This is a genomic window from Bacillus horti, assembly GCF_030813115.1.
In the GTDB taxonomy this organism is placed as follows: domain Bacteria; phylum Bacillota; class Bacilli; order Caldalkalibacillales; family JCM-10596; genus Bacillus_CH; species Bacillus_CH horti.
Window position 1 is genome coordinate 57,043 of the sequence record NZ_JAUSTY010000008.1, and the last position, 23,631, is coordinate 80,673.

Sequence of the window (23,631 nt, forward strand, 5' to 3'; positions counted from 1 at the left end):
ACTATTTAATCGTTTTCGTATCTATTTGCCTATTCACTTTGTCTTTACTGTCTATCCATTCTGACCATATATTCATGTTTAATGATTTGTTTAATGGCTTGCTTTATTTAATTCTCTTTTATTTATTCCACTTAAGCATTCGTCTTAGCAGCTTACTTAATTTAGACCATGACACTGCTTATATTTCTTCCCGCTTCCGCATGGGCAAGGGTCATTTCTACCAACCTTCTCTTCCTTGCGCACAACAGGTTTCTTTTTCACATTATCCTTTTCGGATTGAACCGCTTCACCCTCGGCTACCTTTTGACGCTCAACGTTCTGGTTAATCTGAGCCTTCATGATGTACGTAGAGACTTCCTCTTCAATCGACTCAATCATTTGCTGGAACATCTCAAAGCCTTCGAATTGGTAGGCCTGCACAGGATTCGTTTGGCTATAGGCACGTAGGTGAATCCCTTGGCGTAGCTGATCCATGGAATCAATATGATCCATCCACTTAGAGTCTACAGCGCGAAGGAGAACCACTTTTTCAAACTCACGCATGATCTCTGAACCTACTTCTTGCTCACGCTCATCATAAAGTGCTTTCAGCTTATCATGGAACATCTCAAGGATTTCTTCCTGTTCCTTACCTTTAAGATCCTTCTCGGAAATGGTGCCCTCATGGAAAAACGTTCCGTTGGCATAATCCACAATCGCTTGTAGATCCCAATCCTCTTGCACTTCGCTTTCCGGTGTATGCAGAGTTACGATGCGTTCTGCTACACTTTTAACCATATTTTCTATCACTTCACGGAGATTTTCTCTTTCAAGCACCTCACGACGCTGCTTGTAAATAATCTCACGCTGCTGATTCATCACATCATCATACTGCAAGACCCAACGACGAGCGTCGAAGTTTTGACCCTCTACTCGCTTCTGTGCTTGCTCAACGGCACGAGTAATCATTTTACTTTCGATCGGCTGATCCTCTTCCATGCCTAAGCGATCCATCATGCCCATGATGTTCTCCGCTCCAAAACGACGCATCAGCTCATCCTCTAGAGACAAGTAGAATTGACTGGAACCAGGGTCCCCCTGACGCCCAGAACGTCCTCTCAGCTGATTATCAATACGACGAGACTCATGCCTTTCCGTACCAATAATATGCAGTCCACCAAGCTCCTTAACGCTTGCACCGAGCTCAATATCTGTACCACGACCGGCCATGTTCGTCGCAATGGTCACTCCGTCCTTTTGACCAGCCTGAGAAATAATCTCCGCTTCGCGCTCATGGTGCTTCGCGTTCAACACTTCATGCTTAATGCCACGCTTCTTCATTTCTGCTGCGAGTAGCTCAGAGTTCTCAATGGATACAGTACCCACTAGAACGGGCTGTCCTTTTTTATGACGCTCCACGATTTCGGTGACAACGGCATTGAACTTCGCTCTCTCCGTTTTGTAGACCACGTCTGGCATATCATTACGGATCATTTGCATATTCGTTGGGATAGCGTAGACGTCTAGACCGTAGATTTTACGGAACTCTTCTTCCTCTGTTTTCGCTGTACCTGTCATACCAGCCAGTTTGTCATACATACGGAAGTAGTTCTGAAAGGTAATCGTCGCAAGGGTCATGCTTTCACGCTGCACGACCAAGCCTTCCTTCGCTTCAATCGCTTGGTGAAGTCCATCACTGTAGCGTCTCCCTTGCATTAAGCGTCCTGTGAATTCATCAACGATAACAACCTCGCCGTTATCCACTACATAATCCACATCACGTTTCATGATGACCTTCGCTTTGAGTGCCTGAGTAACATGATGGTTCAGTGTAACGTGCGCATGATCATATATATTTTCGATATTAAAGAAGCGCTCTGCCTTAGCTACACCCTCTTCTGTAAGCATAACGTTCCTTGCTTTCACATCTATCGTATAGTCCGTCTCTTCTCGTAACTGACTAGCAAATCTTGCTGCAGGCTGGTAAAGCTGTGTAGACTTCTGTCCCTGCCCAGAAATAATAAGAGGGGTTCTTGCTTCATCAATTAAGATACTGTCCACCTCATCCACAATACAGAAGTTCAAAGGTCGTTGAACCATTTGCTCTTTGTAGATGACCATATTATCTCGCAGGTAGTCAAAGCCGAACTCATTGTTCGTTCCGTGTGTCACGTCTGCGGCATACGCCTCACGCTTGGCATCTGAGCTTAAGCCGTGAGCGTTTTGGCCCACTGTAAGCCCTAGAAAACGATATAGCTCTCCCATCGTTTCACAGTCACGTTCGGATAGGTATTGGTTGACGGTAATGACGTGAACGCCTTTGCCTGTCAATGCATTCAAATATACAGGGAGTGTAGCTACAAGTGTTTTCCCTTCCCCTGTTTTCATCTCTGCTATTTGCCCTTTGTGCAGCACAATACCACCAAGAAGCTGTACGTCGTAATGCCTTTTTTTCAGCACACGCTTTGACGCCTCACGACACACCGCAAACGCTTCAGGAAGCAAATCGTCAAGGGTCTCACCTTTTTCCAAACGCTGTTTGAATTCAGGTGTTTTCGCCTGGAGCTGTGTATCGCTTAACGCACTCAAACCACTTTCTAAGGAATTAATATGGTCAACAATTTTTTGATATTTCTTTAGATCTCGTTCGCTAGGATCTCCGACTAGCTTTTTTAATAAACCAAACATGGGGGTACCCTCTCCTTCATTGTGTACCTAGTATTGGATGAACTACTGTTCGTGTGATTAAGTATATTCTATCGTTTGACTTTGTAAAGTGTATCAGTCACGTTGACTAATTAAATGTTATCTTTGAGTTGACTATTTTAGATAGTCATTACTCATTTTATCAGTTTCTAGGGCAAGACACAAGAATCCTTTATCCAAAAAAAACCAGTTAAAATTTGGGTTACTCTGCTCAGCTTTTTTGAGAAAGTGTTGTAAATTAAAGTCTTTCTTTTTTCCCTCTGGCAATTTCCGTTTCAAGCGCATCAAGCTTAGGTTCCCAGAAGACACGGAAGCGACCCAACCAAGCATCTACCTCCTGTAGTGGCTTAGCAGCAACTGAATAAATGCGACGAGAACCGTCGATGCGGACATGAGCAAAGCGACTTTCTCGCAGTACTCGAAGGTGCTGCGAAACGGCAGCTTGAGTGATACGAAACTCATTCTGAATGACGTCCACGATATCACCGGAGCGTTGCTCTTCTTCGGCGAGCAGCTCTAGGATGCGACGGCGCACCGGATCACCAAGTACATCGAATGCCTGCATATTCAGCCCTCCTGAGACTCTTCGCCCGTGAAGAATGCAGCCGTGCGTTGAGCGGCAGCTGTTGCTTGCTCTGGCTCCTCACCAGCCTTAATTGCTGCTCGCCCCCAATCCACACTCACATTAACGATATACGTATTTCCCTCAGCAGAGGTTGCAAAGGCTTCTTCATTAAAGGAGTCAGAAAAGACATCGGAAAGGTGAACCTCTAGTCCAATGAAGGCTAAGTCCCAACCAATACCTGCCGCTGCAGGTCCATATTGCTCCCAGTGATCGTTTAGGGGACAAATATGTGAAAGTGTCAGCCTTGCTTTTTCATCTTCCAATGGTGTGACACGCACCTCGATCCAGCTCACTTCACCGCCAAACTCCCAGGTCGCAGCAAAAAACTGTTGGGGTTTGCACTTAGTAATCGTACCGTGCGCATTTCCTTCCAGCTGGTACTGCCCACCAAGCTTTAACTCACCACTTACCGGCATAAACCACCGCTTCAATCGCTCTTGATTTGTTACAGCATCCCAAAGATCGTTGGCACTTGTGTCATAGGAACGCTCCAGCTGCACATTGCGAGATTGGACACCCTCCTTCACTATATCTGTCACCGTCCGAGTAACAGCTCCAAGACACTTCTCCAAATCTAACCCATACCTGTTTGTGGACAAATTTATCGCTCCCTTCATTTAGCTCATATAACCTTTATCTTATATTTAGATCTTAAATCTCTATTATATAACGTTAAGATTATATAAGTTATGACTTATATAGATAATAATTTATATGCATACATTAATCATGTCAAACAGAAAAAACCCCAATCATTTAAGATTGAGGTTTCTGCTTATCATCGTAACTTGTACTTAAGCTTCAGGCTGAATTAACCCGTAGCGTCCATCCTTACGCTTATACACGACACTTACAATGTCACCCTCAGCGTCATTAAAGACGAAGAAGTTATGACCTAGTAAATCCATTTGGAGAACAGCCTCTTCGGCGTTCATCGGCTTAAGATCAAAGCGTTTCGTACGCACAATTTCGATCTCATCCTCTTCTTCAACGGCCTCTCCATTCTGGACCGTGTCAGCAAACATATATTTCACGCTATCGTCATTACGTAATTTTCGATTTACTTTTGTTTTATGCTTTCTAATTTGTCTCTCTAGCTTCTCCACAACCACATCGATGGCTGCATACATATCTGTGTTGCTTTCCTCTGCGCGAAGTAAAAGCTTTGGCATTGGAATGGTTACCTCTACCTTATGAAGGTCCTTGATAACCTTTAGTGTTACATTAATATCGGAGGTGAATTCTGTCGAAAAATAACGATCTAATCTCCCTATTTTCTTTTCAACATAATCCTTTAAGGCTGGAGTAACTTCAATGTTGTCTCCTCTTACGTTAAAGTTCATGCTTAATTCCTCCTTTCAGTGTATATATATTTATTTCCCTATTCCGCTCAAAATACCTCCTTTAAAATCTATTTTTTTTTAAAAGATTAAGAGTTTGTTGTGATCTTGTCACATTTGTAAATGAAACTTGTAGAATGTAATGGTTTCTCCACAGAACATATGTCCAGAAAGAGCCGTTTAACGTTGATTTTTGTGGTTATGCACAAAATTATCCACATTATCCACAGTTTTTTGTTCACAGCCCATAGTTGTCCACAGGGTTTGGGGATTGGTTTGGGGGTAATGTTTTTTCACATTTTCATTAATTTTAAGACTAATCAAATCCTTCTATTACCTCTTTGAGATGGTCTTCGTCATCCATCAAACTTTTTCAACTTCGGAGTAATTTTAAAGTAATTGCTTATATAAAACTGTATTCAAAAAATAGATACCCATGAATCTACTAAAGCCATTCATGAGTATCTTTATGTTAACTTTTATTTTTGTCTATGGCCTTTCACCTGTTATCGGGTCTGGTTCCACTCCAGTAGCATAGAAATAATTTAGATAGCTAACAAAATCAATAGCTTGATTCGTATCTAAATCGTAAACAAGCAAGTGAGGACCAACAAAATCGATATCTTCTTGGTCTAACCTTCTAGGTGTTCTTTTCCCTATTGTATCGTAAAATGTGCTCTCATAAATATGATCAGGTCCTGATTGATAGTAGGAATTAAAATAAGTGAATAACGTTTGTGTGTCTAAGAAGAAAATCATGGCGTTATCCGAATTTGCATAATTGGAGGAGTAAGTCACCGGTCCTAAAACAGAACTAAACTTTACAGAAGAGATAACATGGCTCCTTCTTGTGTAACCACTTCCCCATGAAAAGTAGTCTTCCCTCTCCCAATTTAGATGCTCATTTGTTCCTCCTATAGTAGCGACGAAAATACCACTGGAATATATATCACCATTTGCATATTGGGCAACAATATCACGTAGGCTAGCAGATGAAGAGAGAATGCTTGTATAATTAGGTGGATTCATAGCATTCATAGAGATTCGATAATAGTCTCCTAATCCACCTAATGATTGTATCCTTATAGCATAATCTCCTTCTGGTAGCTCTTGAAGTCCAAAGGTATATCCTGCTGGTACTATAACATTAGTTGGATAAGCTTGTCCTACTGACCAATCTACAACGTAAAGCTGTGCAACATACTCTTCATTATTAGATATTAGTCGCTTCCGCATACTTTTATCATCAGTAGTTGAAAAGAAGTAAAAATCATCTGGATTCGTTGCCGTAAGGGCATTTATATAATCTAAATGTCCCCCTTCTACTAAAAAGTCTGAGGCTATCGTAGCTCCCTGTTCCAATGTGATAGATTCGTATGTATTTTTCTCGATGACATCAAAGGTAATAATTTGTTCGTCTACACTTGTTGAAGCTTCAGGAATAAAATTCTTAAAGACTCTTTGTTCAAACTCCTCAATTGTAGGTAACTCTTGCTCCTCTGCTGCTGTAACAGAAATACTAAAACTACTTAAAACGAGTGTAACTGCTAGAACCAATTTCAATAGCCTTGATTGAACCTTAAGCACACACAACATCTCCTTTTCGTATTTAGTTTTCGTTTGAGAGAAATATAATAATGAAAATAACACATTTCATTATATTGTTAATACTAGATAATATTTTACATTTAGTCAATATAAAACTTAAAATAAGAAAAAATGATATAAATTCCATTATTTTTTTGGGAATTTACATCATTTTTAATAGGGTTGCTTATTCGTTCCTGATTAAAATAGCCATATGAGGCAAGGAGTTGAACCCAGCTTTCTTTAGTGCTTCAAATACTGTTGCTACGAATGTCCTATTATGCTCAATTACTTTAGCGAATGATTGGATTAATTTGATTACATGATCCTCTTCCATCTGATCCTTATAATATCCAGTCATCCCCACCAGGTTAAACTTGATTAATGTATAGTGAATTATTAGTACTACATAATTTTCAAAAATATCTCTTCCATCAAAAGGAAATAGTTGCTTGAACATATAGTTAACTAAATAGTTTTCTAAGATAAACTCCTTGTCTTTCATAAATGGAGTATAAAACTCTTGATAAACTCTCTTATATGTCTGTGTCAGCTCTTTTCTATCAACATTCTCCTTAAAATCTATACCTTTTAACGCTTCCTCCACACACTCTGCATATCTCTTACTCTTTATACCAATAGAAGCTCTTAAATCTGTAATTCTTGCAAGCATCTCTAGTTGAATAGATTCATCAGCCGTAAATTCGTCTAACACATTTTTAAATATCCCTTTTTGGACCATATCTGTATAGTTATCAATGATTTTGTGTACATCAATATCTTTATCTTTTTGATCTTGTATTTCATTTAAGAATAGCCCAATAATTAACAAGCGCTCCCAAATCTCATAATCCCTACTTTTCATAACTTGAATGGTAAAGATTCTAATCTCTGAAAAATACTTCTCAAGTTTATTGTTAGCTAGAAGAAAGTTCTCATTCAACTTCTTACTTACCATAACATTTCCAGGATTATTCTCTTTTATCTCCTTAAAAGATATCCCCTGAGGATTAAGAAGCGCTAATCTAGCAGCTTCAGGACAAGATAAGGTTGCTGATCTCTCATACATCGAATTAACCTGATTTGAAATCCTAGGGAAGGTATTACAGGTGTTAGAAAGAAAGCTCTCTCCTAACTTCAATTGTACCCTACACAGCTTCTCCTCATTTAAAAAAGGACAGGCTCCCGTTTCATCCATTTTAATAGTAGCATATGCCTGTTGAGACTGATTAGAGCGGTTTCGAGATAAATTTTCTTTAAATAGCTCCTTTAACTCGGGATCCCTCGATTTTTTGTATTTCTTATACGTTTTATCATCAATCCCAACGGACCAACCTATACAACATGTATCTTCACAGTCTGAACCTATACATCTAAATTCCTCAAGATATTCAGGAACAAGTGTTTTAACCTGTGATAAGTTTTTCGCCATATATGATATTCCTTCCTGTAGCATTCAAACTGTGAATGATTATTTATTCTTCTAACCATACCAAAGCATCTTTAAGAACTAAATAGTCTAATGGTGATGATTTGTTAATTATTTGGTTGATTTACGTTTGTTCCGTGAGTCTGTACTCTATTTATTTGAATAACTTGCTTCCAGGTATCCCTGAATTCAACCACTAGGTTTTCAACTTCTTCTAAAATTTTTAAATCGTTTTTTATATTAGCTTGTATAAGTTGATTAACCATATAATCATATAATTGATACATACTATGAGATACTTCATAATCCATATCTAATGTTAGCATTAATTCTCTAATTATGTTCTGAGCTTTAATAATATTTGTATTCTTAACCTCAATATTATTATCTTGAATGGCCTGCCTTGTTGCCTTTAAAAATTTTAGACAGCCGTTATACAGCATTAAAGTTAATTCACCTGGAGAAGCCGTATTAATTGAACTTTGTTGATATGTTTGATAAGGATTTGAGAAAGTCAAGCTTAGTCCTCCTTAAGATGGCTTTACTTCTTTTTGTCTATAAACGTTCCGTCTGCATATACGCTTTGATTATAGTAGCCTTTTGCAACCTTTTTCCCTTGTTGAAATCGTTGTAGCTGCACTTGATAAGAGCTGAAAATCCTATTTAGTTTAGGTGAAATAGCTCCCTGTAGAGACTTAAGCTCGACCAAAAGCGCTTGTTCCTCCTCAGACCAAACAGGATCATTTTTTTTGAATTCTTCATCAAACATGGAGATTATGGACTCTCTCTTGTCCATAATCTCTAGAATGAAGTTCATTTCATGTTCATTGTCTTTCTCAGTACTTATGGTTTCTAACAGTCGATCAACTCCTGCTGACAATTCAACTGTCTGTGAATGAAGCTGTTTTAAATAATTTGAGGATGCACTCATTACATACCACCAAACATATTTTGCATCATCCATGTGTTTTGAGATTCCATCTGAGCTAACGCTCTTTCCATGGCTGTGAATTGTCTCCAGTATCTATTTTCAATGAGAGCAAGACGGTCTTGCCATCTATTGATTTGATCATTCATATTTTTGTATCTTTCACCGATATTACTAGAGTCGATATTTGGTGAGCCAGGTGTACCTGCCCTTTCCCTTAGTTCGTTTATTGCACTATTTACCTGACTATAAACTCTCTGGCCAATACCCATTTCTGCAATGTTCCTATCCTCAGAGGTTTGGGTGAAAAGTCTCGTTACTTCATCAGGTCTTTCAGATATGGCAGATCTCAATTTATCTTCATCAATAAACAATTTCCCACCAAACTCATAACTTCCAGTCGTAATCCCAATTTGTGAGAGCATAGAAAACTCCCCACTCGGAATTCCCTCTACTGGAGATGTAAAGGCACTTCTAAGATTGTCCGCTACCTTCCGTAATATTGAGTCACTTCTTAGCAAACCACTCATTGCCTTCTCGTCCCAAAGCTCCGCTTCCCGTTCCGAAAGTTCTCTTCGTTGCTCATCCGTTAGTGGTGCAAAATCTCTATATTTGGGTTCGATTAAAAGACTTTCTAGGTTACCAATAAGTTCATTGTACGCTTCTACAAAAGACTTAATTTGATCAACAAGCTTATCAGGATCACCCTGAACATTTATCGTGATTGGTTCTGCACCAGACGCCTGTAAAAGATTAAAATCAACTCCGTTTACTCTTACCGTATTAGAAGTTTGGCCTGTAACTTCAACACCATTGTAAGTAAAGGATGCGTCTGATCCCTGTGCAGAAAGAGTTGAGCTTCCACCAAATATCATGTCTCTGACGAAGGCCGTATCTTCAAATGAGAATCCTTGCCCCTCTCCCATTTCTCTTGTTGATATATAAAATCGTGAAGTTGTGTTATCAAATGAAGCACGTAAACCTAATGAGTTACCTTCAGCATCCTTCGCACTGTTTATCTTCTGAGCGAGTGATTGAAAGGTATCATTCTCGTCCACTGTAATTTCTGCTGTTAAACCAGCTTGGTTCGTTATCGTAAATGTTTGTGTACCAGATTCTAGAACAGTGTCCGTTCCCTTTGCACGGGAGCCCTCTAGATTAGATAATGCATTTTCAGAATTCAGAGCTGCACTTCTAGCTAATTGAACATTAGATATTGTATACGATCCTGGTGTAGCATTTCCCTGAGCTGTAGCAGTAACAACACTACTATTTGAGGAAGTTGCTTTAAATGCAGAAAAAGAAGATCCAAGCCTTAAAGAAGAATGTGCACTATTAAACGTTGCTAATGAAAGATTTATTCCACGATAAGCATCTTGCTGCCATTCTGTCCATTGTTTTTTTTGAAATAAGCGATCAAGCGGAGCTCTTTCAGCCTGCATGATCTGCTTAACCATTGTATCTGTATCCATCCCAGAAAACATTCCACCTATTCTCATGACGCTCTCCTTTACAAAAAGTTATCTTTTAGATTCTTTCATCAATTAATATACCTGCTAACTCTTGAAGCTTTTCCACTATGTCTAAAAATTTCTTAGGTGGTACTTCCTTAATGACTTCGTTTGTTTCTGAATTTCTAATTTCTACGTAATACGTATTTAATCCCTCATGAAGATGAAACTGAACATGTGTATTAGTTGACTTAAAAAAATGATTAGCTCCTTTAATCATTTCTCCGATATTTTGAGGTAACTGAGCCTGTGACTGATCTTGTTGTATAGACTTATCTCCTCTTATTTGAGATTGAGCTGTCTTGTTTAAAGGAACTCGTGGTGAACTAGCTTCACCAGAAATTCGAATAGAATCCATTCTATTTCCCCCGATCAGTAGCTTTAACTTCTTATATTATATATCGGCAAATCCTCAACGATTTTTAATAATTATGTATGATTTCCCTCACTATTTCCTCTATTTTTGCACGGTGATTCATATAATATAGAAAACCATAATAAAAAAGAGACTCTAAGGATATACCCAGAGTCTCTTTTAAAGTTCTACCATTCATACATTATCTAATTAACTGTAGAACACCTTGTGGTAACTGATTAGCCTGCGCCAGCATCGCTGTGGCAGCCTGAGTTAAAATGTTGTTTTTCGTGAAGCCCATCATCTCTAACGCCATATCTGTATCGCGGATACGGGATTCAGAGGCTTGTAGGTTTTCAATCGTAGTCCCTAAGTTATTTGAAGTATACTCTAGACGATTCTGCTTCGCACCAAGCGTACCTCTTTCAGAAGCTACACTCTTGATTGCCGTCTCAATATCCGCTCTACCATTTGCTTTAGATAAGTTATTGAAATCAGCTGCATTAATTGTATCTATTTCAATAGTTGAGCCAGTATCGTCTGTAACAATATTAATTTTAGCAGCCGCAGCAGGACTGATATTAATTCCGTTAAATGTTGTTTTTTCCATGATTTCTTTAATTTGTGCACCTAACTCATCTAATTCTGAGTCGATGTTCTTTTTGTCTTCATCAGAGTAAGTACCATTATCTTTCTGTACATTTAACTCTTTCATACGCGTTAGCATAGCACTTACTTCATTCAAAGCACCCTCTGCTGTTTGTACAAATGAAATACCGTCTTGTACGTTACGTTGAGCTTGTGAAAGACCACGAATTTGACCTCTCATTACTTCTGAGATGGATAGACCCGCAGCGTCATCTGCTGCACGGTTAATTCTTAATCCAGAAGATAGTCTTTCTGTGTTCTTACTTGTGTTAAACGTGTTCATTGATAGGTTACGGTGAGAGTTTAAAGCAATTACGTTTGTATTAATTCTCATTTTCTTGTTCCTCCTTGAATTTTAATACCCCACGTCCATGTGGGGAAGTGTCCACACAACTGGCCAACCATTAGCAGAACACCTTACTATGTATATCGGAATGTCTTCTCCAATTGTTTATCATTTTTCCTTTATTTTTTTATATTTTATAGACAGACCAAAGATTTGTCCATTACATAAGTTTTTACTTCATCCCATGAAAAAGAGACCCTAGGGCACTTCCTAGAATCTCTTTAAAAGTATTAAATGCTTATGCTTAGAATTATCTAATTAACTGTAGCACACCTTGTGGTAGCTGATTCGCCTGCGCTAGCATCGCTGTAGCAGCTTGAGTTAAAATGTTGTTTTTCGTGAAGCCCATCATCTCTAACGCCATATCTGTATCACGGATACGGGATTCAGAGGCTTGAAGGTTTTCAATTGTAGTTCCTAGGTTATTTGAAGTATACTCTAAACGGTTTTGCTTCGCACCTAGTGTACCTCTTTCAGAAGCTACACTCTTTATTGCCGTTTCAACAAGTGCTCGACCACTTGCTTTAGTTAAGTTATTAAACGCAGCTGCGTTAATTACATTTATTTCAATCTTTGATCCACCGTCATCTGTAACAATTTCGACTTTAGTGCCTGCAGCACCACTGATTTTAATACCGTTAAATGTAGTATTCTCCATGATTTCTTTAATCTGTGTACCTAACTCATCTAATTCTGAGTCAATGTTCTTTTTGTCCTCATCAGAGTAAGTACCATTTTCCTTTTGTACATTTAATTCTTTCATACGTGTTAGCATGGCACTTACTTCATTCAAAGCACCCTCTGCTGTTTGTACAAAGGAAATACCATCTTGTACGTTACGTTGAGCTTGTTGAAGACCACGAATTTGTCCTCTCATTACTTCTGAGATGGATAGACCCGCAGCATCATCTGCTGCACGGTTAATTCTTAATCCAGAAGATAGTCTTTCTGTGTTCTTACTTGTGTTAAATGTGTTCATTGATAGATTACGGTGAGAGTTTAAAGCAATGACATTCGTATTAATTCTCATGATTCAAGTTCCTCCTTGAGGGTTATTTTCTCCACTTCCTTGTGGGAAAGGTAGTCATATTGCTGGCCAGCTATACAATTGGACACCTTTACCATATATATCGGATTATTTATTCAAAATGTTTACTGTTATTGTAACTTTTTTGCATGTATTTACAAAAATCATGTCTTTTTACTTAGTTTTGATTAAAAAAATATGATTAAAGTAAAAAAGAGACCCTAGAACAATATCCTAGAATCTCTTTAAAAGCATTAAAATGCTCAAATTATCTAATTAACTGTAGAACACCTTGTGGTAATTGATTAGCCTGCGCCAGCATCGCTGTGGCAGCCTGAGTTAAGATGTTGTTTTTCGTGAAGCCCATCATCTCTAACGCCATATCTGTATCACGGATACGGGATTCAGAGGCTTGAAGATTTTCGACCGTAGTTCCTAGGTTGTTTGATGTATACTCTAGACGGTTCTGCTTCGCACCTAGTGTACCTCTTTCTGCAGCAACTTGTTTGATAGCAGCTTCAATATTTTCACGAGTATTAGTACTGTCTAAGTCTGTAAAAGCAGCTTCGTTTGCGAAGCTCTCAATTACAATTTCAGTTCCAATATCATCAACAACAATTTTTACATCTGCAGCATCGTCTCCACCAATATGAATTCCATTAAAGGTAGTATTTTCTATAATGGCATCAATTTGTAGGCCAAGCTCATCTAACTCCGCATTGATATTTTTAATATCTTCATCAGAGTAAGTACCATTTTCTTTCTGTACATTTAACTCTTTCATACGTGTTAGCATAGCGCTTACTTCATTCAAAGCACCCTCTGCTGTTTGTACAAAGGAAATACCATCTTGTACGTTACGTTGAGCTTGTGACAAACCGCGAATTTGGCCTCTCATCACTTCTGAGATGGATAGACCTGCAGCATCATCTGCCGCACGGTTGATTCTCAATCCAGAAGATAGTCTTTCTGTGTTCTTACTTGTGTTAAATGTGTTCATCGATAGGTTACGATGAGAGTTTAAGGCAATTACGTTTGTATTAATTCTCATTTTCTTGTTCCTCCTTGAATTTTAATACCCCACGTCCATGTGGGGAAGTGTCCACACAACTGGCCAGCCATTAGCAGGACACCTTACTATGTATATCGGAATGGCTCCCCTAATTGTTTATCATTTTTCCTTTGTTTTTTTCTTATGTTTTAAAGTTAGGCCAAAGATTTGTCCATTACATAAGTTTTTTAACAACTTCATCCCATGAAAAAGAGACCCCTGGGCACTTCCTAGGATCTCTTTAAAAGTTTTAAATACTTAATGCTTATAATTATCTAATTAACTGTAGAACTCCCTGCGGTAGCTGATTAGCCTGCGCGAGCATCGCTGTGGCAGCTTGAGTTAAAATGTTGTTTTTAGTGAAGCCCATCATCTCTAACGCCATATCTGTATCACGAATACGTGACTCAGACGCTTGAAGGTTTTCAATTGTAGTCCCTAGGTTGTTAGACGTATACTCTAGACGGTTTTGCTTCGCACCTAGTGTACCCCTTTGTGAAGCTACATTTGTTATTGCCGTTTCAATAGCATCCAAGTCATCTTCATTATCTAGACCAGCAAAACCAGTTGTAACAATTCTATCTATATCAATTTTTGAACCACCATCGTCAGTAACGATTGAAATAGCACCACCAGCACCACTAATGTTAATTCCGTTAAACGTGGTCTTGGTCATAATTTCATCAATTTGTGCACCTAGCTCATCTAATTCTGAGTTAATGTTTTTAAGATCATCAGGAGAGTAGGTACCATTAGCTTTTTGTACATTTAATTCTTTCATACGTGTTAGCATGGCACTTACTTCATTTAACGCACCCTCTGCTGTTTGTACAAATGAAATACCATCTTGTACGTTACGTTGAGCTTGTGAAAGACCACGAATCTGACCTCTCATTACTTCTGAGATGGATAGACCTGCAGCGTCATCTGCCGCACGGTTGATTCTCAATCCAGAAGATAGTCTTTCTGTGTTCTTACTTGTGTTAAACGTGTTCATCGATAGATTACGATGAGAGTTTAAAGCAATTACGTTCGTATTAATTCTCATGATTCAAGTTCCTCCTTGAAAGTTGGTATCCTACATCCTTGTAGGAAAAAAGTGTCCATATGGCTGGCCAGTCATACAAATGAGCACCTCTATTATATTTATCGGCTAAAAAAACTCGTTGTTTAATAAGATTAGCTAAATTTGTTTACCTTTATTTATCCAGCTTTGATTTTTCATATCATTCAAATCAATATCTACTTTAGCCGCTTGTTCATTTTCCTTCTGAATCTGTAGGTAAATTTCTTTCCTATATATTGAGATGCTCTTAGGTGCTTCTATACCAAGCTTGATTGTATCTCCTTCAACAGAAATAACTGCAATTTCAATGCAATCATCAACAACGATAGACTCTCCTTTTCTCCTCGTGAGAACTAGCATCTATTTCACAGCCTTTGTTTTAAGATTTTCTGTTTCATCTTGATCTGGAAACAAAGGGTGCTTTATGAGATACCCCACATTTTCGAGTACAACCTGCATAGCTTTTTTGTTAGCTATATTCAATACGATTGGAGCCTTGAGATTCATCGTTGACTCCTTTAAAGAGTTTGTGCTAGATAAAATACATACGATTTGAACATCATTTGGAGAAGATACGTTAAGTTCCTCTACTGCTGCTATAGGAAGCTCAAAATCATAATCAGCATAGAATAGAAATGGGTTCACTACAAAAAAACCTAGCTGAGCATCTTCAACAGACTGGAGAAAGTAAAATGTATCTTTTTCATCTATTGGGAGTAATAGATATTGTTTATTTTGCTCAAATCCTAATACACCCTTTGTAAAATGAATGATCTGCTCTTCAGAATATTCAATGTCACCGAATCTGCTTGTTTGTATTACCAAGACGATCACCTCAATCTTTTGATAACTAGTTCGCCAACGGACTAGTTTTAAATACGTTCCTTATCTGAAAATGAGAGTTAATGCAGCACGCACTAACTCTCATTATATTAAAATAGTACACTATGATTTACAATGCTCTGTCAACACTCTGACCAACCCAATCAATAGAAATTGAAGGATATTGAGCCTGTGAAATCATAAAATGACCCTTTTTATGCTGGATAGACGGTTTTTGTGGAGTGACTTGAATATCAGCTAATCCTTCGCGTAAAGATAAATTAAGGTTGTCTGGAATATACTCCATTGAAATATTTAAAGACGAGCCTTCCCCGACAGCACTTAATTCTCTTGTCATCATACTGTTTTGTCTAGCAATATCCGCAATACTAGTTCTGGAACGAGCAATATCTCCTAAAGAATCACCATCCTGCGCTATCCTAGCAATCGCTTGGGGAACTACCACGTTTTTAATATGATTGGTCAACCGTTTTGTCCAATCTATGGGATTCTCTGATCCATAGGCAGCCCATGCTTCAGACTGATCAATATGGAGTTGCCCATTTTCTCTACTCATTTCCATGACAGGTAATGTGTTTTTAATTTGAACATCTGCATGTGGCTGCTCAAGTTCAAGTGTGCCTTGCTCCTGCTGAATAGACAGTTGGGCAAATGTCTGCGATATCCTAATTTGAGGAATATTCATCATCAGCCCTTTATCTTAGAAAATCGATAAGACTTGGCATAATAATTCTTGCTCCAGAGGCTAAACTGGCCTGATACACGCTTTCCTCTATTTTTAAACGCATAATCACTTCAGCAAGGTCTGCATCTTCCGTTTTAGAAATTAGATCTTGTAGATTCAAGTTACTATCTTTTAAACGCTCATCAATTAACTCCACACGATTCGTCTTAGCCCCAACCTCTGACCATGAATTTAGCATAGTCTCCAACCGACTATCTAAGTTTCCACTAAGCTGCCTAACAGTCTCTGTCTCCCCTGATTTTAAAGCTTCACTAATATTTGCTAACGTTGCAAAAATGTTATCAGCATCATTGACCTCGCCAAAAATGCTTCCTGCATCCACATTAACTTGAATGACTATTCCTCTTGATAATTCAAATGAAATATCTCCTTTATCAAAAGAAGCATTTTGATAGGAATCATCATTAGGGTACGGGGCCTGATCCGTTTTCTGACCATTAAAAATATATCTTCCGTTTAATTGACTGTTGGCAATATCCTTCAATTGTTGAAACAATTCGTCGATTTCAGCAGCAATAGCATCTCTTGCTGGCTGATTTTTTTCACTTGACGCTCCACTAAGTGCTAAGTCCTTAGCTCTATGGACAATGTTAGTAGCTTGGTTAAGCATGGTGTCTGTCTGTTCTAGCCATGAGAGTCCTATGTTAAGATTGCTCTGATATTGCTCAGTAGCAGCAAGCTCACTACGATATCGCATAGAATAGCTTATTCCAATCGGATTATCTGAAGGCTTATTAATTAATTTCCCAGTTGCAAGGTGGTTCTGTACCTTTTCTAATCGAGATAGATTGTTTCTCAAGTTGGATTGCATATTATTGTTAAGCATCGACTGTGTAACTCTCATTCCTTCACCTACTCTCTAAATTTATGACTTCAATCTAAAATTAATATTCTTATTCTCAATGAAGATGAGCCAACAATTGAACGTGACTTGGTAATTATTAACGGCCAACTAAGCCCATACGATTAATAATCGTATCTAGGGACTGATCAATAGTTGTCATCATCCGTGCTGAAGCATTATAGGCATGCTGAAACTTAATCATATTCGCCATTTCTTCATCTATAGAAACACCACTAATCGACTGGCGATTGTTTTCTACTTTGTCCATGATAAGAAGATGATTAGACATCTGTCTCTCAGCCTCTTGAGCTTGAACACCTAATGCTCCCATAATGGATCTAAAGTACTGATCAAACGTCGCGGTTTGTGCTGGACCAACAGTAGGAGTAAAGGAAAATTGTGAATCACGTAGCTGAGCCATGGCTAAGGCTAAGTGATTGTTTCCTTTGATTACCTTTGTCACTCCATCAACTTGTTCCGCTCGCCAAGAAACTGCAATACGGTCTAGGTTGTTCATGATATCTGGATTTAATTGTACATTTTGAATTGAGAAATTCTCTTCATCAGCCGGAATAAAAAATGGACCACCAGGAATGGCGTTACCATTCTCATCTTCGTCAAATGTCCAACCTAATTGGTGTAATCCGTTAATTCCATTGACTGTAACGTCAATTCCACCTGCAGGAACAGGTTCTCCAGCCGTTAAGGTTTGACGATTATCAGCAGGGCCATACTCAACATCTAAAGGGAGCACACTTCCTTCGGGAATTCTGACACTTACCTCCCCGTATATTAAGCCTTTAAACATAGCATCTAGCTGTGCCTGATATTCATTGACAATTTGATCACGTGAAGCAATCATTCCGGCAATTTCTCCACCACTAACTTGCTCTACAGCGACGCCATCCCCAAATAGTGTAGGAGCATTACCTTGAACCAAAACAGCTCCGTTCGTTAAAGCAACGTTGTACATGCCGTTAGCATCCTCAGTCACGTTTATATCAGCAATCTGAGATAATTTGTCAACGATTAAATCTCTTTGGTCTCTTAAATCATTCGCATTATTACCGATACCCTCAATCCTACGAATTTCCTGATTTAAAGAGGCTATTTGGGTAATGAAGGTGTTAGCTTCACTTGCTTTTAGATTAATGCTTGTAGTTAAATCCTGACTTAGCTCTGCTAGCTTTGTGTCTACATGTTTAAATGTATCTATTAACGCTAAAGCTCGCTCCTTTAAAACAGCTCCAGCTATATCAGGCGATACACTTAGATCCTGCCAAGCGTCCCAAAACTCTTCAATAACAGATTGAAAGCCCACATCACTTGGCTCATTAAAAATGTCCTCAATCTTACTTAAAGAATCCGCTCTAATCTTCCAATTTCCGAACGCTTGGGCCTGAGTACGAAATTGATCATCTAAAAAAGATTCTCTAATTCGTGTAATAGAATCAAACGTTACTCCTGTCCCTAATTGCCCTGGGATTTGGACTCTATTCATACTAGGGGAATGAAAGGCATTGGAAGCGACCAAATTAACGCGTTGCCTAGAATATCCTGGTGTATTCGCGTTTGCAATATTATGTCCCGTTGTCGTTAATGACGTCTGTTGAGCAAACAAACCGCGTTTAGCTAATTCCAATCCATGAAAGCTCGAGATCATAGTTCCACATCCTTATAAAAATGAATTCTTTCTGTCCTTATGTGTATTCCTTCTATTTATGAGCAAATTAGGCTCTGGTATCAAAAATACTTCTTCTAACTCCTTCGCCCTTTGACTGTGAAGCGTTCTTTTGATAATTATGCTGATCCGATGAATCTGTAAAAAGATCTAATGAATACTGAACAAAATGCATGGAGTCAGTAAGGAGATTAGCATTCGTTATATTTACTTCTTGTAGCTCTAATAGTGTAACTTGTAGATTATAAGCCTTCTCCTCCACAACTCGCTTCTGCTCCAAATCGGAGATGACCTCAATAATGTCACTCAAGGTCCCTTCAAGATCTCCCTTGCCACTCGCCTGCAGAAAAGCAGCAACAAGCTCTAAACGTTCTTTCTCCTGCTGACCGACCTGTTTGAGCAGCTTCGATTCTTCCTTATTTATACTCACAATTTGCTCGAGATCACTTTGGATTAAAGCCTCTCTTTTCTTTGTTGATAAAGCAAGCAGTTCTTCATGAGTAGCGTGTAAGCTGTCTAAGCTTGCGATAATAGGCTGAAGCATAATGCTCCTCCTTACTAAGTAGTTTAAAGTGGAAGCTCATATGGCTTTATCCTTATTGACGTAACCTATTAGACTTCCGAGTCTCTCAATTCATCTAACCGATAACCCAATAAAACCGATCAATCCTCACCAAACCAAAATTGATACATTTTCTCCGCTACTTTGCGACTGTCCACCTGATACTCACCGTTCTGTACCTGCTGCTTAAGCTCCTTAACCTTCTGCTGATGAACCGGATCAGTGTTGACCTTGTTTCCAAGCATGGCCTTAGCCTGATCAGAAATTTGCACCTGATCCTTTCTCTTAGCTTGAGCTGCTTTAGATACCTGTGTTTTATTCTGTGTTTTTTGATACGGGTTAATAAAGCCCGAGTTTGATGGTTTGTTAATCTTCATCATAATCACTTCCCTTTGTCTACCTTTCATTGCATCCATATAAAACTCCTACATATTATCCTGGTGAAATTCTAAAGTACTTAGGTTATCCGATTGATACATGTCTATATTTTATCCTTTTACAACTTACAGCCTCTAACTGACCCTTGTAATCATTCTCTATATTTTATCCTTATGATGCATGTATCCTGTATCCTTGACCTTATATTGATTCTCTTCAATTTCCTGCCTAAGCTGCCTATTTTGCTTTTCCGCTCCTTTAGTGAACTTGTCACGGCAGGAGGAGCAAAGCTGACCTTCTCTTGTCATCACACCGCATGATTCACAAGGGTAGCCCATATTAGGCAAGCCTATGAGGGAGATTCTCTTCTGTTTGATGAATTTAGTGATCAGCTTAATGCTAACCTCTGTATCCTCACTAACCTGATTAATGTTAGCTTTCTTATTTTCTGACTTACGCAGATAATTCGCTACGGCGTTATACGCCTTTTCCTCTTCTTCAAAGCAGGAATTACACACATCCCGTACACCTTTTACAAATAATGTGCCACATTTCGGACAGTTATCCAATTGATTGAAACCCATATTTATGCTCTCCTTTTATACGTATTGAGATAGGCACAGTATGATTATCTCGCTAAGGTTAGGCTAGTGACGGTAGCCGCTCCTTCTTGTCTTAGTATAAATGCAGCAGCGTACAGGGTCGCACCAGTGGTATATACATCATCTAGTAATAAAACTCTCTTTTTATATATATCGACCTGACTCTGCTGATTTTTAAGGAACTTTTTCAACATTTCTGCTAATCTTTCGTCCCGGCTCTTTTTACTTTGCTTAAAAAGGTCATCCTTCATCGTTAAAATGTCACTTGTAACCTCCAGTTGTAACGCCGAGGCAAGGCAATCAGCCAGTCTTTCTGCTTGGTTAAATCCTCTTTCTCTAGCCCGCATCGCAGATAGAGGAATGGGTAGGATCATATCCATTTCCTCTCGATCAAGCCTAGGAAGAGCTTTATTAACAATGAGTGAAGCTAAGAAGTAAGCTAGTCTAGTGTCCTTTCTATACTTAAACTGCTCCATCCATTCCTGAACAATGGGAGTGTAGGATACCGCGCTCACGTTCTTCTCTAAGATCATCCCCATCCCCATTTGCTCCTCCCACAGCTTCCAGCGATAGCAGTCATAGCAAATCGTCTGCTCCTTATGCTTTCGGATAAATGTGCTGTCTAAAGAGTCCAGCTGACGGGAGCAAATGGGACAAAGCTCCTTCTCTAACCATTTTATCTGATTTTGGCAATTGAAACAAAGCCATTCTGCAACAGGTAGGAGGGGATTTGCTCGAAAAATAGAAAAAGTGAAAAGATCCGTCCAACGAAAAGGTGTGCTCATACGACTTTGACAATGTAGGCAGTTCATTCCTATACGTTTCCTCCTTCGTGTCCTAGGTTCATGCTCTATAAATCTTGCATACCTTTTCTATTAATCTTTCATTTTATAATGATTAAGGTGTTAACTTTAATGAATCAGATACAGGGAAAGTTATGAGCAAAAGTGGCGTTATTGATTCAAATGTGTTATTGACTCAGATTAATGTTTTCATATTTTAATTGGAATATTGGATATTCCATTCACTGAATTCACTGATCTACTCAGCGTTCCACCTCTTAATTTGCTTTACACACTCCGCCTGAGAATCCGTTATACTTTCAGGAAAAAAGGACACACTCCCTACTGGATCTTGAATCTTCCTTCCTGCTCGTCCAGCCATTTGAATAAGAGCTGCAGTGTGGAAAACAGGGTCATCCGCTCCTAACACCCCTACATCACAAAAGGGTATCGTTACACCTCGTTCTAAAATGGTAGTGGTCAATAGGAGATGAATATCGTGACGGCGAAAACGCTGAACAATGTCTGCTCGATCTGGATGCTCGGCGTAGACACTGTCCATTTTAAAGCTGTCCTCTGGATTAATTCCTTTGCTAGATAAGTAGGGTAAGAGAACCTTTTCTATATAGGAAGAGACGTGAGGCAGATCTTTTACATGTGGAACAAATAGGTAGCCATAGCGTTTTTGCTGGATCATCCCTCCTATAAATTCACTTAGTTCAGTAGAGACGGTGCTTGAGAGAATCCATTTTCTCCACTTTCCCACCGCTTGAATGGTAGGAACGGCTAAAGGATGACCATGATACCGCTTGGCAATTAAAGAGTAGGGTAGTGTTCCTTTTTCTGCTCGATCCTGGAGCTTTTTAGACGGAGTAGCACTAAGGTAGATAAGCTTTCCTTGCTCCTTTTTCGCTCGGCGCACAGCAAATTGAAGCATTTTATCAAAGCTGTAGGGAAAAGCGTCTACTTCATCAACTATGACTAGATCAAACGCTTGATAAAACCTGAGACACTGATGAGTTGTGGCTAGAAAAAGCTCACCTTGGTCATATTTCTCCGTACTATCTCCATGAAGCACAACGATTTTTGTGGATGGAAAGGCTGATTTAAGACGCGGAGCAAGCTCTAAGATAACGTCCTTACGGGGAGATGTAATCATTAATTTCTGGCTCTGACATAGAGCCTCATACAAAGCGGCAAAAATGATCTCCGTTTTTCCAGCACCACAAACGGCCCAAACTAGATACTCATGTTCCTCGTTTGAACATTTTTCATTTATAGTCTGTTTATTCATACTTAAATCCTTGTTTGCACTCTCAGAGCAAGGTTTGGAATGATGTTCCTGTATGGAACATTTATCCTTTTTAGCAGCGAAAGCAACTAACTGATCGGAGGCTTTTTGTTGGGCTGGACTTAAGGATTCCTTCCATTCAAAGGCTACTTTGGCTTCTTGAGCTACTTTGGCTCCTTTGGCTTCTTGAGCTACTTTGGCTTCTTTTTTTGTCTTATGATTTAGCTGCAATACTGCTGGAGGAGTCTTGAACAGAACGTACGGCTCACATGACTTCGAAATTCCTAGCTGCAAACAGGTCGGACAATATAGGCAGAGATCACTGTGACAGGAAAGACACGTTCGGAGGGGGATAAGGGTAAGCTTTGTTTGTATATATTTATTTTTGATTACTTTCAACTGATGGAACCATCCTTTTAAAAAGGAGGATTGAGCTACATCTTGTGGCTCTAAATGTCCACATCTACGGCAGAAGGCATGCTCTAGCAATCCATAAGCGTTGTGCTGATAAGCGATCGGTGACATCCATTCAATATAACCAGATAGATACAGGCGTTGTAGAAGGAAAAGAAGCTGAGTTTTCTTGGTAGGCTGTTGATCAAGTGGAATATTATGTGCTGTGCAAGCTGATTCTATTTCACTAAGGACTAATCTTCTACCAGCTAACGCTTGAGCAAGTTGTTGCTCTATAGGAGTTAGATGAATCGCTAAAGCTGGAACACGTTGGTAATGTGTAGATGAGTCCGCATGAACAGTTGAAATTGGAACCTGGTTATGGGTAAGTGAGTGTGAATGAACGGATGAAATTGGAACCTGATTATGGGTAAGTAAGTGTGAATGAACGGGTGATTTTGAAGATGATCCTTGGGAGGGTGTGTGACTACAAAGCTGTTTCAGAAGGTAGACAGGAGATTGACCTAGGAGCTGAGCGTCTAAATACTCACCTTGATCTTGGGTAGCATCCTGACTCTGGGAATGCCTGAAAAGGTTTTGAACTTCCCGCTTCTCAAGCTCAGCAATATGTTTGAGCGTATATTGTACTTCTACTTGTATGGATAGTCCCAAGCTTTGCTCCATCCTCTTCCAAAATGGAATATCAACAAATTCGTACGCAACATGGGGAGTGATATACCATTGTGGTAGTTCTAAATTTGATTGGTTGACAGCTATTTGGTGTAAAGAGTATTGATTGTCAGTCCCTTGAGACTCTGGCAGTGCATGCGGTGGGGTGTGATGTGCCTGTTCAGCGGTACATATTTGATAGATTATAAATTCTGTTTCCATCCTAACCTCCTCTTTAACATT

Annotated in this window: 24 protein-coding genes; all 24 read right to left on the reverse strand. The window is 39.1% G+C overall.

The features are described from left to right. Positions 1-156: 156 nt before the first annotated feature. The 24 genes from secA to J2S11_RS10970 all read right to left on the reverse strand — a co-directional run bounded on the left by secA (position 157) and on the right by J2S11_RS10970 (position 23,610). The gene (gene secA / locus J2S11_RS10855; RefSeq protein WP_307394434.1) at positions 157-2,667 is read right to left on the reverse strand and encodes a preprotein translocase subunit SecA; all 2,511 of its coding nucleotides are present in this window, start codon (positions 2,665-2,667) and stop codon (positions 157-159) included. Positions 2,668-2,923: 256 nt separating this feature from the next. Continuing rightward, on the reverse strand, positions 2,924-3,250 hold the full coding sequence (locus J2S11_RS10860) for an ArsR/SmtB family transcription factor (RefSeq protein WP_307394437.1): 327 nt from the start codon (positions 3,248-3,250) through the stop codon (positions 2,924-2,926). Between the two features lie 2 nt (positions 3,251-3,252). Next, positions 3,253-3,909 (reverse strand): SRPBCC family protein, encoded by a 657-nt coding sequence (locus tag J2S11_RS10865; protein WP_307394439.1) that lies wholly within the window; start codon positions 3,907-3,909, stop codon positions 3,253-3,255. Positions 3,910-4,104: 195 nt separating this feature from the next. Continuing rightward, positions 4,105-4,653 carry a ribosome hibernation-promoting factor, HPF/YfiA family gene (hpf, locus tag J2S11_RS10870; RefSeq protein ID WP_307394441.1) on the reverse strand — a complete coding sequence of 183 codons (549 nt, stop codon included), beginning with the start codon at positions 4,651-4,653 and terminating at the stop codon, positions 4,105-4,107. Positions 4,654-5,139: 486 nt separating this feature from the next. Beyond that, complete coding sequence (locus J2S11_RS10875; protein WP_307394442.1) at positions 5,140-6,237, reverse strand: hypothetical protein; 1,098 nt, start codon at positions 6,235-6,237, stop codon at positions 5,140-5,142. 187 nt (positions 6,238-6,424) lie between these two features. Continuing rightward, a complete protein-coding gene (fliB, locus tag J2S11_RS10880) occupies positions 6,425-7,669 on the reverse strand; it encodes a flagellin lysine-N-methylase (protein WP_307394444.1) in 1,245 nt (414 codons plus the stop codon). A 104-nt stretch (positions 7,670-7,773) separates the two neighbouring features. Then, the gene (gene fliS / locus J2S11_RS10885; protein ID WP_307394446.1) at positions 7,774-8,184 is read right to left on the reverse strand and encodes a flagellar export chaperone FliS; all 411 of its coding nucleotides are present in this window, start codon (positions 8,182-8,184) and stop codon (positions 7,774-7,776) included. 23 nt (positions 8,185-8,207) lie between these two features. Beyond that, entirely contained in the window at positions 8,208-8,597 is a 390-nt protein-coding gene (locus tag J2S11_RS10890; protein WP_307394448.1) for a hypothetical protein, read from the reverse strand. Beyond that, a complete protein-coding gene (gene fliD, locus J2S11_RS10895) occupies positions 8,597-10,093 on the reverse strand; it encodes a flagellar filament capping protein FliD (RefSeq protein ID WP_307394450.1) in 1,497 nt (498 codons plus the stop codon). The genes J2S11_RS10890 and fliD overlap by 1 nt, the downstream gene beginning before the upstream one ends. A 28-nt stretch (positions 10,094-10,121) precedes the next feature. Continuing rightward, positions 10,122-10,463: a flagellar protein FlaG gene (locus J2S11_RS10900; RefSeq protein WP_307394452.1), complete on the reverse strand. Its 342-nt coding sequence runs from the start codon at positions 10,461-10,463 to the stop codon at positions 10,122-10,124. Between the two features lie 199 nt (positions 10,464-10,662). Then, a complete protein-coding gene (locus tag J2S11_RS10905) occupies positions 10,663-11,442 on the reverse strand; it encodes a flagellin N-terminal helical domain-containing protein (RefSeq protein WP_307394453.1) in 780 nt (259 codons plus the stop codon). Positions 11,443-11,704: 262 nt separating this feature from the next. Then, positions 11,705-12,484, reverse strand: a complete 780-nt coding sequence (locus J2S11_RS10910; protein WP_307394455.1) for a flagellin N-terminal helical domain-containing protein — start codon at positions 12,482-12,484, stop codon at positions 11,705-11,707. 265 nt (positions 12,485-12,749) lie between these two features. After that, positions 12,750-13,532, reverse strand: coding sequence for a flagellin N-terminal helical domain-containing protein (locus tag J2S11_RS10915; protein WP_307394457.1), 783 nt, complete (start codon positions 13,530-13,532; stop codon positions 12,750-12,752). A gap of 271 nt (positions 13,533-13,803) precedes the next feature. Next, positions 13,804-14,580 carry a flagellin N-terminal helical domain-containing protein gene (locus J2S11_RS10920; protein WP_307394459.1) on the reverse strand — a complete coding sequence of 259 codons (777 nt, stop codon included), beginning with the start codon at positions 14,578-14,580 and terminating at the stop codon, positions 13,804-13,806. A gap of 135 nt (positions 14,581-14,715) precedes the next feature. Then, on the reverse strand, positions 14,716-14,958 hold the full coding sequence (gene csrA / locus J2S11_RS10925; RefSeq protein WP_307394461.1) for a carbon storage regulator CsrA: 243 nt from the start codon (positions 14,956-14,958) through the stop codon (positions 14,716-14,718). After that, positions 14,959-15,423: a flagellar assembly protein FliW gene (gene fliW, locus J2S11_RS10930; RefSeq protein ID WP_307394463.1), complete on the reverse strand. Its 465-nt coding sequence runs from the start codon at positions 15,421-15,423 to the stop codon at positions 14,959-14,961. A 127-nt stretch (positions 15,424-15,550) separates the two neighbouring features. Beyond that, complete coding sequence (locus J2S11_RS10935) at positions 15,551-16,129, reverse strand: DUF6470 family protein (protein WP_307394464.1); 579 nt, start codon at positions 16,127-16,129, stop codon at positions 15,551-15,553. A 7-nt stretch (positions 16,130-16,136) separates the two neighbouring features. Next, positions 16,137-17,030, reverse strand: a complete 894-nt coding sequence (gene flgL / locus J2S11_RS10940; protein ID WP_307394466.1) for a flagellar hook-associated protein FlgL — start codon at positions 17,028-17,030, stop codon at positions 16,137-16,139. A 97-nt stretch (positions 17,031-17,127) separates the two neighbouring features. Beyond that, positions 17,128-18,693: a flagellar hook-associated protein FlgK gene (flgK, locus tag J2S11_RS10945; protein ID WP_307394469.1), complete on the reverse strand. Its 1,566-nt coding sequence runs from the start codon at positions 18,691-18,693 to the stop codon at positions 17,128-17,130. Between the two features lie 67 nt (positions 18,694-18,760). Continuing rightward, positions 18,761-19,255 carry a flagellar protein FlgN gene (locus tag J2S11_RS10950; protein ID WP_307394471.1) on the reverse strand — a complete coding sequence of 165 codons (495 nt, stop codon included), beginning with the start codon at positions 19,253-19,255 and terminating at the stop codon, positions 18,761-18,763. A 119-nt stretch (positions 19,256-19,374) separates the two neighbouring features. Continuing rightward, positions 19,375-19,689 carry a flagellar biosynthesis anti-sigma factor FlgM gene (gene flgM / locus J2S11_RS10955; RefSeq protein WP_307394473.1) on the reverse strand — a complete coding sequence of 105 codons (315 nt, stop codon included), beginning with the start codon at positions 19,687-19,689 and terminating at the stop codon, positions 19,375-19,377. A gap of 120 nt (positions 19,690-19,809) precedes the next feature. Next, the gene (locus J2S11_RS10960) at positions 19,810-20,235 is read right to left on the reverse strand and encodes a TIGR03826 family flagellar region protein (RefSeq protein ID WP_307394475.1); all 426 of its coding nucleotides are present in this window, start codon (positions 20,233-20,235) and stop codon (positions 19,810-19,812) included. Positions 20,236-20,279: 44 nt separating this feature from the next. Beyond that, positions 20,280-21,065, reverse strand: a complete 786-nt coding sequence (locus J2S11_RS10965; RefSeq protein WP_307394477.1) for a ComF family protein — start codon at positions 21,063-21,065, stop codon at positions 20,280-20,282. Positions 21,066-21,294: 229 nt separating this feature from the next. Next, a complete protein-coding gene (locus tag J2S11_RS10970) occupies positions 21,295-23,610 on the reverse strand; it encodes a DEAD/DEAH box helicase (protein ID WP_307394479.1) in 2,316 nt (771 codons plus the stop codon). Between the last annotated feature and the right edge of the window lie 21 nt (positions 23,611-23,631).

What these genes read in the sequence shown, in the direction of transcription:
- J2S11_RS10860 (WP_307394437.1), bottom strand. Translation starts at nt 3,250, where the DNA reads ATGCAGGCATTCGATGTACTTGGTGATCCGGTGCGCCGTCGCATCCTA.
- flgL (WP_307394466.1), bottom strand. Translation starts at nt 17,030, where the DNA reads ATGAGAGTTACACAGTCGATGCTTAACAATAATATGCAATCCAACTTG.
- J2S11_RS10965 (WP_307394477.1), bottom strand. Translation starts at nt 21,065, where the DNA reads ATGAACTGCCTACATTGTCAAAGTCGTATGAGCACACCTTTTCGTTGG.
- J2S11_RS10890 (WP_307394448.1), bottom strand. Translation starts at nt 8,597, where the DNA reads ATGAGTGCATCCTCAAATTATTTAAAACAGCTTCATTCACAGACAGTT.
- J2S11_RS10960 (WP_307394475.1), bottom strand. Translation starts at nt 20,235, where the DNA reads ATGGGTTTCAATCAATTGGATAACTGTCCGAAATGTGGCACATTATTT.
- J2S11_RS10900 (WP_307394452.1), bottom strand. Translation starts at nt 10,463, where the DNA reads ATGGATTCTATTCGAATTTCTGGTGAAGCTAGTTCACCACGAGTTCCT.
- secA (WP_307394434.1), bottom strand. Translation starts at nt 2,667, where the DNA reads ATGTTTGGTTTATTAAAAAAGCTAGTCGGAGATCCTAGCGAACGAGAT.
- fliD (WP_307394450.1), bottom strand. Translation starts at nt 10,093, where the DNA reads ATGAGAATAGGTGGAATGTTTTCTGGGATGGATACAGATACAATGGTT.
- J2S11_RS10970 (WP_307394479.1), bottom strand. Translation starts at nt 23,610, where the DNA reads ATGGAAACAGAATTTATAATCTATCAAATATGTACCGCTGAACAGGCA.
- fliB (WP_307394444.1), bottom strand. Translation starts at nt 7,669, where the DNA reads ATGGCGAAAAACTTATCACAGGTTAAAACACTTGTTCCTGAATATCTT.
- J2S11_RS10920 (WP_307394459.1), bottom strand. Translation starts at nt 14,580, where the DNA reads ATGAGAATTAATACGAACGTAATTGCTTTAAACTCTCATCGTAATCTA.
- J2S11_RS10935 (WP_307394464.1), bottom strand. Translation starts at nt 16,129, where the DNA reads ATGATGAATATTCCTCAAATTAGGATATCGCAGACATTTGCCCAACTG.
- hpf (WP_307394441.1), bottom strand. Translation starts at nt 4,653, where the DNA reads ATGAACTTTAACGTAAGAGGAGACAACATTGAAGTTACTCCAGCCTTA.
- J2S11_RS10905 (WP_307394453.1), bottom strand. Translation starts at nt 11,442, where the DNA reads ATGAGAATTAATACAAACGTAATTGCTTTAAACTCTCACCGTAACCTA.
- flgM (WP_307394473.1), bottom strand. Translation starts at nt 19,689, where the DNA reads ATGGATGCAATGAAAGGTAGACAAAGGGAAGTGATTATGATGAAGATT.
- flgK (WP_307394469.1), bottom strand. Translation starts at nt 18,693, where the DNA reads ATGATCTCGAGCTTTCATGGATTGGAATTAGCTAAACGCGGTTTGTTT.
- J2S11_RS10950 (WP_307394471.1), bottom strand. Translation starts at nt 19,255, where the DNA reads ATGCTTCAGCCTATTATCGCAAGCTTAGACAGCTTACACGCTACTCAT.
- J2S11_RS10915 (WP_307394457.1), bottom strand. Translation starts at nt 13,532, where the DNA reads ATGAGAATTAATACAAACGTAATTGCCTTAAACTCTCATCGTAACCTA.
- csrA (WP_307394461.1), bottom strand. Translation starts at nt 14,958, where the DNA reads ATGCTAGTTCTCACGAGGAGAAAAGGAGAGTCTATCGTTGTTGATGAT.
- J2S11_RS10910 (WP_307394455.1), bottom strand. Translation starts at nt 12,484, where the DNA reads ATGAGAATTAATACGAATGTCATTGCTTTAAACTCTCACCGTAATCTA.